The organism is Stenotrophomonas sp. SRS1, from assembly GCF_026130205.1.
Classification (GTDB): domain Bacteria; phylum Pseudomonadota; class Gammaproteobacteria; order Xanthomonadales; family Xanthomonadaceae; genus Stenotrophomonas; species Stenotrophomonas rhizophila_B.
Genome location: NZ_JAINFD010000004.1, coordinates 356858 through 372215 on the forward strand (window position 1 = coordinate 356858; position 15358 = coordinate 372215).

The 15358-nt window shown below is 66.7% G+C and carries 12 protein-coding genes; 2 read left to right on the forward strand and 10 right to left on the reverse strand.

Going from position 1 to position 15358, the window contains the following annotated elements:
* Nucleotides 1-796: 796 nt before the first annotated feature.
* The 5 genes from K4043_RS16665 to K4043_RS16685 form a co-directional block, all read right to left on the reverse strand.
* Complete coding sequence (locus tag K4043_RS16665; RefSeq protein ID WP_123731148.1) at nt 797-3619, reverse strand: TonB-dependent receptor; 2823 nt, start codon at nt 3617-3619, stop codon at nt 797-799.
* Between the two features lie 443 nt (nt 3620-4062).
* Nucleotides 4063-5373: an ABC transporter permease gene (locus K4043_RS16670; RefSeq protein WP_265309985.1), complete on the reverse strand. Its 1311-nt coding sequence runs from the start codon at nt 5371-5373 to the stop codon at nt 4063-4065.
* Nucleotides 5374-5383: 10 nt separating this feature from the next.
* Complete coding sequence (locus K4043_RS16675; RefSeq protein ID WP_265309986.1) at nt 5384-6544, reverse strand: FtsX-like permease family protein; 1161 nt, start codon at nt 6542-6544, stop codon at nt 5384-5386.
* Nucleotides 6545-6558: 14 nt separating this feature from the next.
* Complete coding sequence (locus K4043_RS16680; protein ID WP_102788867.1) at nt 6559-7248, reverse strand: ABC transporter ATP-binding protein; 690 nt, start codon at nt 7246-7248, stop codon at nt 6559-6561.
* 167 nt (nt 7249-7415) lie between these two features.
* A complete protein-coding gene (locus K4043_RS16685) occupies nt 7416-8651 on the reverse strand; it encodes an efflux RND transporter periplasmic adaptor subunit (protein ID WP_265309987.1) in 1236 nt (411 codons plus the stop codon).
* Nucleotides 8652-8942: 291 nt separating this feature from the next.
* Between K4043_RS16685 and K4043_RS16690 the strand changes: the two genes are divergently transcribed.
* A complete protein-coding gene (locus K4043_RS16690) occupies nt 8943-10178 on the forward strand; it encodes a sensor histidine kinase (RefSeq protein WP_265309988.1) in 1236 nt (411 codons plus the stop codon).
* Nucleotides 10175-10777: a response regulator transcription factor gene (locus K4043_RS16695; RefSeq protein WP_123731154.1), complete on the forward strand. Its 603-nt coding sequence runs from the start codon at nt 10175-10177 to the stop codon at nt 10775-10777. Before K4043_RS16690 ends, K4043_RS16695 begins: the two co-directional genes overlap by 4 nt.
* Nucleotides 10778-10814: 37 nt before the next feature.
* On the opposite strand, the gene K4043_RS16700 is transcribed toward K4043_RS16695, so the two are convergent.
* From K4043_RS16700 to K4043_RS16720, 5 genes are all read right to left on the reverse strand, one after another.
* Nucleotides 10815-11375, reverse strand: a complete 561-nt coding sequence (locus K4043_RS16700; RefSeq protein ID WP_121044183.1) for a cytochrome b/b6 domain-containing protein — start codon at nt 11373-11375, stop codon at nt 10815-10817.
* Nucleotides 11372-12484: a catalase family peroxidase gene (locus K4043_RS16705; RefSeq protein WP_265309989.1), complete on the reverse strand. Its 1113-nt coding sequence runs from the start codon at nt 12482-12484 to the stop codon at nt 11372-11374. Before K4043_RS16705 ends, K4043_RS16700 begins: the two co-directional genes overlap by 4 nt.
* Before the next feature lie 168 nt (nt 12485-12652).
* Nucleotides 12653-14020, reverse strand: a complete 1368-nt coding sequence (locus tag K4043_RS16710; RefSeq protein WP_265309990.1) for a leucyl aminopeptidase family protein — start codon at nt 14018-14020, stop codon at nt 12653-12655.
* A gap of 28 nt (nt 14021-14048) precedes the next feature.
* Nucleotides 14049-14759, reverse strand: a complete 711-nt coding sequence (locus tag K4043_RS16715; protein ID WP_123731158.1) for an HAD family hydrolase — start codon at nt 14757-14759, stop codon at nt 14049-14051.
* Nucleotides 14760-14823: 64 nt separating this feature from the next.
* The gene (locus K4043_RS16720; protein ID WP_123731159.1) at nt 14824-15300 is read right to left on the reverse strand and encodes a hypothetical protein; all 477 of its coding nucleotides are present in this window, start codon (nt 15298-15300) and stop codon (nt 14824-14826) included.
* Nucleotides 15301-15358 lie beyond the last annotated feature (58 nt).

Consider the following 15358-nt stretch of genomic DNA (forward strand, 5'->3'; position numbering starts at 1 on the left):
GAAAGCCTGAAAGCTTGAGCCCTGGTTTGCCGGGGTGCGTGGCCAGGCGGGGTGTGGGTGGGTGCGCGGGACCCGCCGTGAACCCATCCATGGGGGCTCATATGCCGCCATCCATGGCGGCATATGGTCCCGCGCACCCACCCACACCCCGCCTCCGACAGTGGGCTGGTGGCCAAGGCCAAAGCCAAAGCGAAAGGCGGCACGGCGCTGCGGCGCCATTGCTGCAGCGCCGAGCGTATTGATCCGGTGGAAGCCACGCCGGTCGAAGCGCAGCCAAGACAGAGCGCAGCCAAGCAGGTCGAGCGAACTGGAGCTGAGTCTGTGAGGCGGAGCAAAGCAACGCTGAGCCCATCAAGCTGGGCGGATCAACGCTGAGCAGATCAACGCTGAGCAGATCAAAAGCCGAGCAGATCAAAAGCCGAGCAGATCAAAAGCCGCAGCCGCGGTGCTGCTGTTCCATTGCGCACCAGCCCACTGTCAAAGGGTGGGCACGGGTGGGTTGGCGGGACCGTATGCCGCCATGGATGGCGGCATACGAGCTACATGGACGTACTTGCAGCGGGTCCCGCGGACCCACCCGTGCCCGCCCCAACCAGCGCGACCGCAGCCCTACGCGCTTTTGCGCTTTTGCACTGTTGCTCTGCTGCTGTTGCTCTGCTGTTGCGTCTCAACTCACACCTCCCGCAGTCTCGCGAGATCAAAAAAAAGACGGCGCCCGAAGGCGCCGTCTCACTTCCACTCAGCGGCTTGGAGAGAGTAAGCCGCGGATCAGAAAAGGGTGATCAGGCGAACCCGATCAGAAACGCTGCTGGTACTTCATGTACATATAGCGGCCGATATCGAACCCACCGTAGTACGTGAAGCTGCTGTTCGGCTGGCTGTACATGATCGGGCCCTGATGGTCGAACACATTGTTCACGCCCATCGACACCGTGCCATTCCACGGCAGCACATAACGCACCTGGATATCGTGGAACGTGTTCGAACCCACCTTGTTGATGCCCTGGCGGCCCGTGTACGCCGAACTGAAGCCCGGATTGCTGCACTCGGTCGTGTACGCACAGTTCTCCTTCATGCTGGAGTAGTAACGCGCCGTCCAGCCCAGACCGAAGTTGCCGAACTGATAGTCCAGATTGAGGTTCGAACGCACGCGGAAGTTGCCTTCCCAGCCCGTGTACTGACGCACCGGCGTGGTGTCGACGTTGTCGTTCTTGCGCTCCAGGTAATCCACGTACGTGGTGTTCCAGGAGACCGCGAACTTGCCGATCGCCAGCTCCGGCAGACGGTAACGCACGGAGAGATCGTAGCCGGCCGTTTCCTGGTAGCCCGCGTTCAACAGCGTGCGGTCCAGACCGTTGACCTGACCGATCGTGCGGCCCGAACGGGCGCGCGTGAAGCGGTCGCACGCAGCGTCCACACCCAGCACGTAGCACTGGTTGAGCATGTCCGTGGCCGACTCACCGACGATCACGTCGTTGATGCGGATCTTCCACCAGTCCAGGCTCAGGTCCAGGCCCGAGACGAACTCCGGGCTGTAGACCACGCCCACGGTCCAGGTCTTCGCGGTTTCCGGCTTCAGTTCCGGGTTGGAGCCCGAGCTGAAGTCCGTGCCACCCTGCTGGCCCGGTACCGTCGCGGCGGTGCCGTCAGCGGCGAGCTGGCGGAAGTTGGCCGGGACACCGTTGGCCAGGCAGCGTGCCAGCACCTGCGGGTTGTTGGCGGCCGCACCGAAGCTGGTGTCGCACGGATCGGTGTACGAATCGCGCGTGCTGGTGGTGCCGCCGTACAGATCTTCCACGGTCGGCGCACGGAAGCCGGTGCCGTAGGTGGCGCGCACCAGCAGGCTGTCGATCGGCTTCCACTTCAGGCCGAACTTGGTGTTCGTGGTCGAGCCGAAGTTGTTGTAGTCCGAATAGCGACCGGCCATGTCCAGCGACAGTTCACGCGCGAAGGCCATGTCGGCCAGCAGCGGGACCTGCAGTTCCAGGTAGACCTCGTTGAGCGAGTAATCGCCCTGGGTCGGCTGGCCGGTGGTGCCGGCGATCTGGCCGTTGCGGACCATCAGGTCCGGCGAGTAGCTGGCTTCTTCGCTGCGGTGTTCGACACCCAGTGCGCCCAGGATGTCACCGGCCGGCAGGCTGAACAGCGAGCCGGAGATGTTCGCGCTGGCCACCTTGGTGGTGCTCTGCATCGTGTCGGTGAAGCGGGTGAACAGGAAGTCCTGCACGTCCTGGTTGCTCAGCGAGCCCGGGCCGGTGTAGCCCATCGGGGCCAGCGGGTTCCACGGGGTGCAGCCGGCGATCACGTTGCCAACGCTGCCGCAATGGGCGACGTTGTTGGCATCCAGGAACGACGGGCCAACCGACTGGTTCACGTTCGGCTGGTACATGCTGCCCGTGCCGATGCGCTCGCCTTCATTGCGGTTGTACATGTAGCTGACGTTCCAGTCCCAGTACCGCGAGCCGGTCTCGAAGCTGCCTTCCAGGCCCAGGCTGGCGCGCTTGGTGGTCAGGTTGTTTTCGGTGCCGCGCGGCAGCTCTTCGGTGCGATGCGCGAAGGCAACGTCACGACCGAACGGATTGAACGCGCTGTCCTTGGACAGCAGCGCACGCGAACCGGTGCTCTGGTACGGGTAGCCGGCCAGCTGCTTGCTGGACTCGCGCTCGCTGTACAGCGCATCGGCGACCAGACGCAGGTTGTCAGTAATCGAGAAGCCACCGTTGGCGAACACCGACTTGCGCTGCAGACCGGTGAGCAGGCTCATGTTGGTCTTGGTGTTGGCGTCGTTGGCCTTGTCCGCCGGCTTGAAATTGCCCAGCTGGGTCGGATCGCCGCCCGGGCCCACGCTGAGGTTGCTGCCGTTGACGGTCGCATAGCCCCACGGGGTGACGCCGCTCAGGCCGTCGCCGGTGTGGCGCGGGCCGTTCGGGTACGCGGTGAAGGCACGCGTGCCGCCCAGGACCGGATCTTCGTCGGTGTACTCGCCACCCACGGTGACCCAGCCACGGTCGAAGGTTTTGCCGAAGGTCGCGCTGTACGCGGTCTTCTGGCCGTCGCCCTCGCTGTACTGGCCGACGTAGGCGCTGACTTCGGCACCGTCGAAGTTCTTGCGGGTGATGATGTTGACCACGCCGGCGATGGCGTCCGAGCCGTACAGGGCCGAAGCACCGTCGGTCAGCACTTCCACGCGCTCGACGATCGAGGACGGGATCGAGGCCAGATCGGAGTAGCCGCCGGCGCTGACGCCCATGCGGCGGCCATCGATCAGCACCAGGCTGCGTTCCGGGCCCAGGTTGCGCAGGCTCACGTACATGCCACCGAAGTCACGGCCCGATTCCAGCGAGGAAGCACGGCTCATGCTCGGCGAACCGGCGGCGGTGACGTCCTGCAGGATGTCGGCGACGTTGACGTAGCCCTTCTTCTCGATCTCGGCGCGGTTCAGCGCGACGACCGGCTGGGCCGATTCGACGCTGGCCTGGCGGATGCGCGAGCCGGTGATCTCGATGCGATCGAGGTTGGTGGTGCCGTCATCGGCACTCTGTGCGAAGGCGGGGGCACTGCAGCTGGCGACAAGCGCGATGGCGATCGCGTTGCGCAGCGGATTGGTCTTCAAATACATCCGTGCGTTTCTCTTTCTCTGTAAAAACATTCGCCCGTTCGGGCGGCGTGGGGAACAACACACCACGACGTGGGGGGCGGGAGTCTAATGACTTTTCAAATTTTTTACTTTCATTTGAAAGCGTAAAAAGCGCTGTAAATGAACGATGGCTGACAAAAACACGCATTCAGAGGAAACCTTTTTCACTTCGTCATGCTGCGCACGAAAAAAACGTCGCGCTGTGTTGGGCAGAGGCACCGATAGCGGCGAGGCACGCGGCAACTTGAGCGCGTGCGTGATCGTGTCGCAGCGTGCGTACAGCTGCGCTTTTGCGTACGCGCGCTACAACTAAACGCGCAGTGAATACTGCAGGCAAAAAAAGAACCGCACTCTTGCGAATGCGGTTCCGGAGTTGCTATTTCGCGTGCGCGACCACGCGCACGCGCGTTGTTCAAACGTATCGCTCAGGTCTCACGCAACGCCGTGGTGATCGGCAGGCGCGCCGCGCGCAGCGCCGGGAACAGCCCGCCGACCAGGCCGATGCCCAAGGCCCACTTCAAGCCCGTCCACAGCAGCTGCGGCGAGACCTGGAACTGGAACACCACCTGGCTGAAGTTGTTGCCCAGCGTGGACACGGTGTAGTTGTTGAACACCAGCCACGCCACCAGCCCACCGAGCAGGCCGCCGAGCAGGGCCAGCAGCATTGTCTCCAGCATCACCGCGGTCACCACCGGCACGCCGCGGAAGCCGATCGCCCGCATCGTCGCGATCTCGCGCGCCCGTGTCGCCACGGCCGCATACATGGTGTTGAGCGCACCGAACACCGCGCCGATCGCCATGATCGCGCCGATCACCGTGCCCAGGATGCTGATCAGTTTGCTCAGGCCGCCGGACTGCTTGCGGTAGTAGTCGCGGGTGGTCTCCACATCCAGCTTCAGGCGCGGGTCGGCCTCCATGGCGTCCTTGAACTGTTTGAAGCCCGCCGCCCCTTCGGTGCGCACGTTGACCGACTGATACGCACTGCGGTTGTACGTGGTGGACAACGTCTGCGTGTCCGACCACAGCTCCGACTCATGCACGTCATTGGAGGCGAATACGCCCACGACCGTCCATTCCTGCTTGCCCAGCTGCAGGGTCTTGCCGATCTCCAGGCCCTCGAACTGCGCCTGCGCGCCCTTGCCGACCACGATCTCGCGCAGGCCCGGTTTGAACCTGCGGCCGGCGATGATGCGCACGTTGTCGCGCACGGCCCACGCCTGCTCGCCGACGCCGCGGAACTGCACGTTGGTATCGCTGTGGTCGCTGCGCGAGAGCAGACTGATCACCTGCGACAACTCGGCGGAGATCAGCGGCTTGCCGTCGCTGCCGCGGGCCACGCCGGGCAGGTTCTCGATCAGCGGCACCTGGTCGCGCATGATCACCGAGTTGGTTTCCGCCTGCGAGCCACCGCGCAGCACGATCGCCACGTCATCGCTGCCGCTGCGCTCCAGGGTGGCCTTGAAGCCATCGCCCATGGCCAGCATCGCCACCAGCACGCCGACCACGCCAGCGATGCCGACCACGATCACCGAGGAGGCGCCCCAGCGCTGCGGCAGGCTGGCGATGCCGATCCGTGCGGCTGCCAGCGACAAGCGGCCGCTGCGGGTGAGCACCAGCCACGCGGCCAGCAGCACGGCGATCGCCAGCACCATCCACCACGGCAGCACGATCCACACCACCAGGGCGACCAGCAGCGCCACCACAGTCACTACGTTCCACATCCAGTGCATGTTCATGGTGGTCTCCTCAGCGCCCGGCCAGTGCATCGACGATCTTCAACCGCTGCGCGCGCAATGCCGGCAGCAGACCCACCACGATCCCGATCACCGCCATCAGGCACAGCGCCACCACCCACGTCTGCGCCGGCACGCCGGGCAGGCTGATCATGCCCTGGCTGCTGGCGCTGATCACCGGCATCACGATCGAGGCCAGGCCCATGCCGATCAGCCCGCCGAGCACGATCAGCAGCACCGACTCGACCATTACCAGCACCAGCACGGTGCCATCCTTGAAGCCCAGTGTCTTGAGGATCGCCAGCTCCGGGATGCGCTCGCGCACGGCCTGGGCCATGGTGTTGCCGGTCAGCAGCACCAGGGTGAAGAACACCGCGGCCATGATGCCGGTGACGATCAGGCCGATATCGGCGAACTGCTTGGCGAAGGCCTGTGAGAACGAAGCCTCGGTCTGCGACTTGGTTTCGTGATCGGAGTTCAGCGACAGCGCATCGATCGCCTGGGCCACACGCGAGGCGTGCGCGGGGTTCTCCAGCTGCACGGTGTAGAAGCTGACCTGGTTCTTGATGTAGTCGTTGGATTCATCGAAGTAGCTCCAGTGCAGCAGCAGCTGATTCTCCGCGCCGGCGTTGTTGCGGTCCTTGGCCCGGTAGATGCCGCTCAGTTCCAGCGGCCAGTCGTTGCTGCCCTTGCGCGGGAAGATCGTGGCCTGCATCGGAATGGTGTCGCCCACCTTCCAGCCGAAACGCTTGGCCAGGGCTTCACCGACCAGTGCACCGGTGCGGGTGTTCTTGAATGTCTCGGCCTGCTCGGGCGGCAGCTCGAACTCGGGGTAGAGGTCCATGTAGTTGTCCGAGACCGAGAAGCTCGGGAAGAAGTTCTTCTGGTCCTGGTAGATGCCGCCGAACCACATGGCGTAGTTGACCTTGCGCACGCCCGGGGTGGCTTCGATATCGCGCAGCAGCCGCAGGGGCAGGCTCTGGGTGATCGAGAGCTTGGAGGAGACCACCAGCCGCTTGGCGCCTTCGATGGTGTCACCGCCGGAGTTGAACGCCACCCGGACCGAATCGAGCATGCCGAACAGCAGGAAGGCCGCCACCACCGACAACAACGTCAGCAGGGTGCGGGTCTTGCTGCGGAACAGCTGTGCCCAGACCAGCGAGAAGTATTTCATCGCCGCATCCTCCGTCAGTGGGCTGCTGGCGCGTCGGCCAGTTCGCCCTTGTCCAGGTGCACCGTGTGCGTGGCGTACTCGGCGGCCTTGGGATCATGGGTAACCATGATGATGGTCTTGCCGTGTTCGCGGTTGAGCTGCTGCAGCAGCCCCAGGATCTCCTCGGCGGACTGGCGGTCCAGGTCACCGGTGGGCTCATCGCAGATCAGGAAGGTCGGGTCTGAAACGATTGCACGGGCGATCGCCACGCGCTGCTGCTGGCCACCGGAGAGTTCATTCGGGCGGTGGCTGCGACGGTCGGCTAGGCCGACCAGGGTCAGCGCGATCTCGGCGTTGCGCTTGCGCTGCGCGGCGCCCAGGTGCGTGAGCAGCAGCGGCAGCTCCACGTTCTTCTGGGCGGTCAGCATCGGCATCAGGTTGTAGAACTGGAACACGAAGCCGACGTGGTGGCTGCGCCACGTCGAGAGCTGGCCGCCGCTCATGCGGTCGATGCGCTCGCCTTCGATCTCGATCTCGCCGGCGGTGGGCGTATCCAACCCACCGATCAGATTCAGCAGGGTCGTCTTGCCCGAGCCGGACGGGCCCATCAACGCGACGAAATCGCCCGCCTGGATGTCCAGGTCGATGCCGTGCAGCACCTGCACTTTCTCGGGGCCGCGCTGGTAGGTCTTGGTGATGTTGCGGAGCGAAACCAGGGTGGACATGGGTGGTTCTCCGTGGATCGGGAAGAAAGGGCATCCGGCGCGCCCCGGCGAGGGCCGCCGGGTTTCCGCGGTGACGGGCAGCCGCCACCGTGCGCGCCGTGACGGCACGAGCGAATCGCACTTGCCGCGAGCGTGAGAGCGGCTCGCGTGACGCAGCCGGTGGCCGGTCAGGGGGTTTCGGTGACCTTGTTGCCGTCGTGCAGCTCGGCCGGTGGTGTGGTCACCACGACCTCGCCGGCGCTCAGGCCTTGGGTGACCTGGCGGTCGTTGTTGAGCGTGGTGCCCACGGTGATCGCGCGCTGTTCCACCCGCGCATCGTCCTTGACCACGAAGGCGACGGTCTTCTGCTCGCGCTCCACGATCGCCGAAGCCGGCACGCGTACGCCCTGCGGTTTGGCGGCTTCGGCGGGCTGGGCACTTTCCAGGAAGCTGACCCGCACGCCCATCTCGGGAACGATGCGCGGATCCTTCGTCTTCAGCGCCACGCGCACTTTCACGGTGGCCTTGCCGCGGTCGGCGGTGGGGATGATCGCGATCACCTCGGCGGGAATCTTCCAGTCCGGGTACGCATTGAGGGTGGCTTCGACCGGCATCTTCGGCTGCACGCGGCCGATGAAGGATTCGCCGACCTCGACTTCGATCTCCAGCGAATCCATGTCCACGATGGTGCCGATGCCGGTCCGGGTGAAGCCGCCGCCGGCTGACAGCGGCGAGACGATCTCGCCCGGCTGCGCGGCCTTGGCGGTGACCACGCCGGAGAACGGCGCGCGCACGATGTTGTTGTCCACGCCGAGGTCGGCGATCGCCAGCGAATCGCTGGCCACGGTGGTGTTGCGCTGGGCGGTTCTGAGCTGGGCGCGGAGGTTGTCGCGCTGGGCGATGGCCAGGTCGTACTGCGAGCGCGAGACCAGCTGCTGGCCGACCAGTGCCTGCAGGCGACCGGCTTCGGCATCGGCTTGGGCGACCTGTGCCTGCAGGCCGACCAGCTGGCTGCGTGCGGCCTCGAGCTGCGAGGCGGAGAGGCTGCGCTGGGCGTTGGCATCGATCGGGTCGAGCGTGGCCATCACCTGGCCCTCTTCCACGCGCATGCCTTCCTCGATCATCACCTCCCGGACCTTGCCGGTGATCTTGGCCGAGACGGTGGCCATGCGCCGGGCGACCACGTAGCCGCTGGCGTCGAGCACCGAGCTGCTGGCGCCGCCCTGCTGGATCGCCACCACGGGCGCGGTGGTCACGGCGATCGGGCGCTCGCGACCGAGCACGAACCAGGCCAGGCCGGCCAGCACAATGAGAAGGACGATCGCCAGCACGATCCAGCGGACACGTCGCGAGGGCGACGGGGGCGGTGAACCGGCCTTGCGGTCGATGCGGAGTTCCTTGAGCAGTTCAGCGGATGCGTTCATCGTGAGTCTGGACGGGGAATCGGGCCGAGTGTGACCGCATCGGCGGCCGGGGGGCAAACCGGCATCGTGGCCGGGGTGGTCCACAGCATGCCCGGCAGCGTGGCGCTGCGGCAGTGACAGCTGTCACCTGCATGGGCTGACGACGGCCGCTGGGGCGGCCGCGGCCAGCGGCAGAAGCTGTCGGTGTCCTCTCCGGGAGTCCGTCATCATCGAGCCCACTGCCTTCCCTTGCCTTCACGACGTGGAGGTCCCCTACGACGACGCCGTCTGCGGCGGATCGGCTGAAGTGGCATGATCGCGCCTGTTCGTTCTGCCTTGGAATCGTCCGTGTCCTTCAGTCGGCTCGCCTCCCTGTTGCGCCCCGCGCCGGATTCGGCCGTGGCCGAGAACCTGCGGCGCGGCAGATCGCCGTGGGTGGACGCGATCCACCTGCTGTGGACGCTGTGGGTGTTCCTGACGCCGTTGTTCGGCGCTGGCTACACGTGGCGCTGGGCGGCGCTGACCCTGCTGACCTACCCGGTGTTCCTGGTCCTGTACGCCGGTGTGCTGCTCGCACCGCGTTGCCACGCACCGCGCTATGCGCTGTCGATGGTGGTGCTGGGGCTGGTGCCGCTGGCGTGGTACCCCTCGGCGGTGAGCTACTTCATTTTCGGCTGTGTCACCCTGCGCGTCTCGCGCCGCAGTGGCTACGGGCGCTATCTACTGCAGCTGGTGGGCTTGAACGCGCTGTTCGTGGTGGTGGGTCTGTTGGCCCACTATCCGTGGCAGGCGCTGATCTGGATCCCGAGCATGGCGATGATCATCAGCCTGGTGGTCAATTTCGAAACCGCGAGCCATGAACAGGATGCAGCGCTGCAGCTGTCCCAGGATGAAGTGCGCCGGCTGGCGGCGACTGCCGAACGCGAGCGCATCGGCCGCGATCTGCATGATCTGCTGGGCCATACGTTGTCCTTGATTACCTTGAAATTGGAGCTGTCGCGGAAGCTGGCCGACCGCGATCCAGCCGGCTCACGCCGCGAAGCAGACGAGGCTGAAACGATCGCGCGGCAGGCGCTGGCCGAAGTGCGCAGCGCGGTCACCGGTATCCGCGCCAGCGATCTGGCAGCCGAACTCGCGTCGGCCCGGTTGCTGCTGGAGTACCAGCATGTGCATCTGCACTACGCGCCGCCGCCGCCGATGCCGGTCGATACCGAGCGTGCGCTGTCGCTGGTGCTGCGCGAGGCGGTGACCAATATCGCCCGCCATGCACAGGCGCGGCAGGCGTGGATCACCTTCGAACAGGACGGACGCAGTCTGTTGATGCAGATCCGCGATGATGGGCGCGGCGGTGTCCACGTTGATGGCAACGGGCTGACCGGCATGCGCGAACGCGTCGCTGCACTGCGCGGCACCCTGGCGCTGCAGTCGGCAAAGGGCGAGGGCACCTGCGTGACGGTGCGGGTTACCTTGCCGGCCGCGACCACGGCCGTGATGGCGCCGGTGGAGGTGCCAACAGCACCGTCGCTGCCTGCCGGGGGTGCATCATGATCCGCATCGTGCTCGCCGAAGACCAGGCGATGGTGCGTGGCGCGTTGTCCGCGCTGCTCGGGCTGGAACCGGACATCGAGGTGCTGGGCAGTGCGGCCGATGGCGAGGCCGCGTGGCGGATGCTGCAGCAGCTGCAGCCCGACATCCTGGTGACCGATATCGAAATGCCCGGCCTGTCCGGGCTGGAACTGGCGCAGCGGATCGCCCGCCAGGGCCTGCCGATCAAGGTGGTGATCGTCACCACCTTCGCGCGGTCGGGCTTCCTGCGCCGTGCGCTGGATGCCGGTGTGTGCGGGTATCTGCTCAAGGATGCCCCGGCCGAACGCCTGGCCGATGCGCTGCGCCAGGTGCAGCACGGCGGCCGCGCGATCGACCCACAGCTGGCGCTGGATGCGTGGTCGCAGGCCGATCCACTCAACGACCGCGAGCGGCAGGTGCTGCGCCTGTCCGGCGACGGCCGCTCGGCCAGCGAGATCGCCACCCAGCTCGGCCTCTCGCACGGCACGGTGCGCAACTACCTGTCCGAGTGCATCGGCAAGCTGGGCGTGGCGAACCGCATCGAAGCGTATCGGCTGGCGCGGCAGAAGGGCTGGTTGTAACGCGGTCGGTGGCTACCAGGATGCCAGGCAGCCTGATTTATCCGGCATCGTCGTTGCGCTCTTTCTCCGGCCCCTTCGCCATCGCCTGGAACACGCCATCGCGGCGCACCCACAGGTGGAACAGCGCGGCCGACAGGTGCATCACCACCGTGGCGAACAGCACATAGGCCAACAGGCTGTGCGCGTTGCGCAGGGCGGCATACAGCGCCGGATTGTGCGGCAGGATCGCTGGCAGATGTACGCCGCCGCCCATCACGATCGGGTAGCCGCCAGCAGAGAGCATGCCCCAACCGACCAGCGGCATGGCCAGCATCAGCCCGTACAGCACCCAGTGCGAGGCATGCGCGGCCGCGGCCTGCCAGGCGGGCAGATCGGCCGGCAGCGGCGGCGGGCGATGCCGCAGGCGGTTGTAAAGGCGCACCAGCACCAGCAGCAGGATCGCGATGCCAAGTGGCCGATGCAGATCGATCAGCATCGGCCGCCAGTGCAGCGACGCGACCATGGTCACGCCGACGAACAGCATGGTCAGGATCATCGCCGCCATAAGCCAGTGCAGGACGCGTGCGAGGAGATTGAAATGGCCGGCATCACGGTTCATCGCGTACCTTCCTTGCCCGTGGCGGCGGGCGCTTTGCCGCTGGCGATTTCACGCTCGCGGCGATTGAACGATTGCGAATACACCGCCGAGCGTGCGGCCAGGATCGGGTCATCCGTGCCTGCCACGCCGCTGGGCAGGATCAGCGGATCGTAGTTGAGGTCGCGGCAGGCGCCGGTGGCCTGCGGCTGCATGCTGCTCAGGGTCAGCGTGCCGGCCTTCACCTGGCGGCGATCGTCCGGCCACACCTGCGAGGGGTCATTGATCGGGTCGCCGTCGTTGGCGATGGTCACCCACATGTCCCAGCGCACCGGGCCCTGCGCGAGGCGCTGGGCGAACTCCTCGCTGAGGAAATCATCGTCGGACTGCGCGCGCTGCTCCGGCGTCATGTCTTCGAACGGCGCCTGCGGGCGCATGCTCCAGCGCACGAAGCGGTGGCTGCCATCGGCGGCGGTGAAGCGGAAGCTGTTGACGCCGTTGTAGGCGGTGTTGGCCCAGCTGTTCGACCACGGGGCGGTCTTGGCCCACTGCTGGAAGGCCCGCGCGGACGGGTACTTTTCCAGCACGGCGGCCATCTTCGCCGGGTCCGGTTTGCCAGTGGCCGGGTCCGGCGTGCCGGCGCGGGTCTGTTCCAGGAAGGCCTCGGCGGTGGGCACCGCGAAGAACGGGAAGCTGTTCATCGCCATGCGCCATTCCTGGCCATCGTCGCTGACCAGTTGCAGCGCCATGCTGCGCACGCGGGCCTTGTTGTCCGCACCGTGCGGGTCGCCGCCACCGATCGAGAGGCGGCCCAGTACCGGTACCTGGCGCTGGCGGAACACGCGTGCCGAACTCAGTGCCGCGCCTTCCGGCGTGCCCTGGAACACACCGCTGACGCAGACACCCTTGGTATGCGCGCGGCGGAAGCCGGGCTGCGGGGGGCCGGTCGCCTCGATGGCATCGGTGAAGGTCTGCGCGGTGACGCGGTCGCGGCCGATCCAGCCGGCCAGCCAGGCAAAGGCCAGCACCAGGCCGCCGGCGATCAGCGCGATCAGCGCGATCCACAGCAACGGTGAGGGAGGGCGTGGGCCGCCCGGTTCGCGACCAGCGCGGGTGTAGCCGAAGAGCGACATGTCCGGATTCCTGCCTTCACGATGCGTGTGGGTGGGCGACAGCGGGCATCGTCGCAGAACACGGCGCAAGCCGATATTCACATTTTCGACAACTCTCCAAAAACGACGATCCCCGCCGGGGCGGGGATCGTGTGGTTCAGCGCGTGCCGGGCAGTACCCGGCCGTGCCTCAGGCGTAACGCGTCTTCAGCATCGCCCACGCCGAACGCAGCGCCAGCGCTTCGCCACCGGCTGGGCGGCCCGGGCGCTCGCCGTCGTTCCAGGCGTATACGTCCAGGTGTGCCCAGGTCTGGCCTTCCGCGATGAAGCGCTCCAGGTACAGCGCGGCGGTGACCGAGCCGGCCATGCGCGAACCGGCGTTGGCCAGATCCGCGATGTTGCTGTGCAGGTAGCGCAGGTACGGGCGCCACAGCGGCATGCGCCAGACCGGATCGCGCACCGATTCACCGGCCTGCAGCCACTGCTGGGCCAGGGTGTCATCGTTGCTGAAGAGCGCCGGCAGGTCCGGGCCGAGCGCGATGCGGGCCGCGCCGGTCAGGGTGGCGAAATCGAGGACGATCTCCGGCTGCTGCTCGCTGGCATAGGTCAGCGCATCGGCGAGGATCACGCGCCCTTCGGCGTCGGTGTTGTCGATCTCGATGCTCAGGCCCTTGCGGGTGGCGATCACTTCGCCCGGGCGGAACGCATCCGGACCGATCGCGTTTTCCACCGCCGGGATCAGCAGGGTCAGCTGCACCGGCAGCTGCTGGGCCATGATCAGCCCGGCCAGGCCGAGCGCATGCGCGGCGCCGCCCATGTCCTTCTTCATGTTGCGCATGCCATCGCCCGGCTTGATGTCCAGCCCACCGGTATCGAAGCACACGCCCTTGCCGACCAGTGCCACGTGCGGCTGGCCTGCAGTCCCCCAGCGCAGCACGATCAGGCGCGGCGCGCGATGCGAGGCGCGGCCCACCGCGTGGATGGACGGGAAGTTCTGCTCCAGCAGCGCATCGCCGGTGATCACCTCGATCTGCGCGCCATGCGCGGTGGCCAGTTCGCGCGCGGCATCTTCCAGCTGCTGCGGACCCATGTCCTCGGTCGGGGTATTGACCCAGTCGCGCACGCGCAGGCTGGCGGCAATCACGTCGCGCACTTCAGCCGAGGGCGTGGCGGCCAGCTGGGCCGGCGCGCGGTTCGGTTTGCGATACCGCGCGAAGCGGTAGCTGCCCAGGCCCCAGCCGAGCTGCAGCAGGGTCTCGATCTCCGGTGCCAGTGCATCCGCCAGCGTCCAGACGGTGCCTTCCGGCAGCGCGAACGGCGCATGCGCGTAGCTGTAGACATCCCCCGGGTCACCCACGCCGACGATGGCGCCGGCCAGGCCGTGCTCGCCCGGCAGCAGGACCACGCTGCCACCGCTGCCGTTGAACCGCTGCGCATCCAGCCACGCGCCCAGCGCGTCGGACTGCTGCGCGCGCCAGCCGGCGTACTGCTCGCGGGTCATCACGTGCAGCGGCAGGGCGTTGCGCGTTTCGGAAGTGAAACCGTTGATCTGGGACATGGGACTCGAATGCTCCTTGGGCGGCGGCTTACGCGTGCTGGGCGGATGCGTTCGCATCCAGCCAGTCGGCCAGCCCGGTCAGGGTGTCGAACTGCAGATCGGGCTGCAGTGAAGGGTGGGTCCAGGTGTGTTCTTCGCGGTTGATCCAGCAGCCGCGCAGGCCGGCCTGCATCGCACCGACCACGTCCATCTCGGCATGGTCGCCGACGTGCAGGACCTGGGCAGGCGCGACGCCGAGGCGGTCGCAGGCGGCATGGAAGATGCTGGCGGCCGGCTTGGCCGCACCGTGCTCGCGCGAGCCGAGCTGGAAGGAGAAGTGGTGTGACACGCCGATCCGCTGCAGGTCGGCATTGCCGTTGCTGAGGGCGGCGACCGGCACGCGTGCGGCGATCCGGGCCAGCGCCTCCATCGCATCCGGGTAGAACTCCACCTGGTTGCGCGCGGCGTAGAACGCCTCGTAGGCCGGCTCCAGCAGCGCCGGATCGGCGCCGCTTTTCTCCAGCGCCTCGCTCAGCGTCAACCGGCGCAGCGCGCTCAGGTCGTAGTGCAGGTGCGGGTTGTCATGGAAGGAGCGCTCGCGCAGTTCGCGCATCGCCGCCACCGGGTACATCGCGGCGGTGGCGGGGCTGTGCTGGAGCATCCACTCGTACAACACCTGGTCAATGCGGGCGCCGATGGGGGCGAACGGCCACAAGGTGTCGTCGAGGTCGAGGGTGATGGCTTGGACGGGGAAATTCACCCCGCCATTCTACGCCTGCGCGCGCGGGCTTTCATGGTGCGCGCAGGCGCCGAGATGAGGTGCTTCAGCGCAGGTCGTAGGAGCAGGCGATGGATGCCTGGCCCTCGTCCTGCCGCACGCTCAGGTCGTGGCGGCCCACTTCCAGGGTGTAGTCGCCGGCTTCGTTGCGCGGAATCTTCGCCAGCGCTGCGATCTGTTCGATACCGGCTGTGCTGAAGTAGGCGGTGTAGCTGTCGATGCTGTCCTCGCCGTTGGCACCGTCGTACAGGTGCAGGCGGTTCACTGGCTGGCCCAGCACGAGCAGCGGCGTGGTCAGCGCATACTCGCCATCGGACAGTTCGCCGTACGCCTGCAGCTCGGTCGGCTTGAGCACCTTCGCCAGCGCGGCGAACTGCGCAGGCGTCAGGTGACGTTTGCAGGTGACCGCCTCGATCAGCTGGCGGCTGGCCACCTCGGCGCTGGGCGGGGGTGCGGCCAACGTCGGGGCAGCGAGAGTGACAAGGCCGGCGAGGGCGAGGCAACGGGTAGCGAAGGAAGACATCAGGGCCGGGATCCATCCGAAAAAGGGTGCCGGTATTCTGGCAGCACCGGGGATCGCG